This window comes from Corallococcus terminator, assembly GCF_003611635.1.
In the GTDB taxonomy this organism is placed as follows: domain Bacteria; phylum Myxococcota; class Myxococcia; order Myxococcales; family Myxococcaceae; genus Corallococcus; species Corallococcus terminator.
This window is the reverse complement of record NZ_RAVZ01000629.1, coordinates 1-2,096: the sequence shown is the minus strand read 5'-3', so window position 1 is coordinate 2,096 and position 2,096 is coordinate 1. Positions and strand designations below refer to the sequence as shown.

Annotated in this window: 2 protein-coding genes; both read left to right on the top strand. The window is 66.5% G+C overall.

From position 1 onward, the window contains the following. Nucleotides 1-1,722 (top strand): VirB4 family type IV secretion system protein (locus tag D7V88_RS40910; protein ID WP_208726753.1); only part of this gene is annotated, 1,722 nt, incomplete at its 5' end. A gap of 83 nt (nucleotides 1,723-1,805) precedes the next feature. After that, the coding region (locus D7V88_RS40905) for a hypothetical protein (protein WP_147449126.1) at nucleotides 1,806-2,096 on the top strand (291 nt) is incomplete at its 3' end.

The following is a 2,096-nucleotide window of genomic DNA, read 5'->3' as shown; positions in this document are numbered from 1 at the left end:
TCCCTGTTCCCCTACTGGATGGTGGCCACCGTCTCGATTGCACCGCAGAAGGGCCGCAAGGGCGCACTCAACCGCCGGAGTGAATTCGTCACCTTCGCGAAGAAGCTCGCGGCCAGGTTGGGACTCGGCGAGGAGAGCGCTTCTGCCGCGGTGGAGAATGCCTCTGTGCAGGGAAGCATCATGCGGCTGCTCGTCGAGCTGCAGGAAATGCACTCCAAGATTGTGGACGTGTCCGTCGCGGTGCTCCTGGAGGCACAAACGCTGGAGGAACTTGACGCGCAGACGGAAGGGACGCGGCGCACGTTCAACGCCGTGGACAACGCCGAGCTGCTCGTGGAGGAGGAGGCGCAGCTTCCCGTCTTCTTCTCCATGTTCCCAGGGGGAGCGGCGTACCCGCTTCGCCGCAAGGGCGTCACCAGCCGCAACGCGGCGGACCTGCTTCCCATGTTCGGCGCGTGGCGCGGCGTGCAGCAGGCGGTGAGCCTCCTGCGCACGCCCGCGCAGGACCCAGTGGCCTTCGACTTCTTCGATAGCAGCCATCCCTCCACGCACGGCGCTGTCGCGGCGGCGACGGGCAGCGGCAAGTCCTTCCAGTTTGGCGCCCTCGTCGCGGATGCGCGAGCAGCCGGGAGGGAAGTCATCCTCCTCGACAACGGCGGCTCCTGGCGCCTCCTCACGCTCGCGTTGGGGGGCCAGTACATCCCCTTGGACGCAAGCGTCAGCATCTGCCCCTTCCAGCCTCGCGCCGACGTGCTTCTTGGCGACGGCACGTACGACGACAAGGAGATGGCGGACGTCGTCCGCTTCATCCAGGTCTGCGCGACGGACCACACGATGCCGGCCTTCGACAAGGTGACGTGGGGCCTCGTGTCCCGTGCTGTCCGGCTCGCCTACGACGGCCTGCGGGGGCAGCCCGAGCGGCGCCCCATCATGGAGACGTTCGTCGATCAGCTCATGGCTGCCTGTCTGGACGCAGAGGACAAGCTCGTCGCCAGAGACCTGATTCGACGGCTGTGGTCCTGCACGAAGGGTGACTACGCGCGGATGCTCAACACCCCGAGCACGCTCGACTTCACTTCGCCCATGCTGACCTTCGACCTCGCCGGAGTGTCCGGCGACCCCGTGATGAAGGTCATTGCCATGGCCACCATCACCGGCCTTGTCCAGGCGCGTGCGGCGAAGGCATTGCGGCTTCGCGGCGTGCGCACGGTGTTCGGCGTGGACGAGGCGCACGAGCTGCTCAAGACGGAGGCGACGCAGGAGTTCCTGGAGCACGCCTACCGGAAGTTCCGCAAGGCGGGTATTGCGTGCTGGTTGATTTCGCAAAACTTCAGCGATTTCGCGAAGGCGCGGTGTGGCCCTGTCATCCTCGACAACTCCACCGTGAAAATCATCCTCTTCCACGAGAAGGGCGGTTACGGCCCCCTCGTCGACGCCTTCAAGATGACGCCGCGTGCGGCGGAGGCATTGAAGTCCCTGTCGCGGCAGCCGGGCGTCTACGCGGACTTCTTCCTCGCCTACGGGGCCTCGTCCTCGGTGATTCGCAACCAGGTGGACCCGTACCTGTACTGGCTCTTGACGACGGATCCGCTGGACGCGGACCTCCGCCGACGAGCGCAGGACACGAATCCGCGCATGGATGAACTCGACGTGGCTCGACACCTGGCCGCGGAGTACCCGTTCGGCGCCCGCACGCGCCGCGCCGCCTCGCACGCGGCTTGACGCAGCGCAGACGTCTGCGCGCTGTCGGTATTCCCCTTCAGCGCGCGTCCCCTTCCCCCATTCCGTTTCACCCTGGAGCCACAATGAAAGCAGCCGCGAAGGCCCTGGCCGTTCCCCTCATCCTCCTGACGGCCACCTACCCGATGCCCGCGCGAGCGGACTTCTTCGGCGGAGACCTGCCCCTGCTCACCACGTTGGTGGCGCAGTCCTTCGAGCAGGTGGCGACGCTGACGGAGACACTTTCCACGCTGCGCGAGTCGTACGACGAGGCGAAGCGTTTGGCGTCCTACGCCGCGGAGGCTCGCGACGAGTTCCGCGAAGTGCAGTCCGTTGGAGCGAAGGTGTTCAGCGGGGATGTCCTCGCCGCGCTGGAC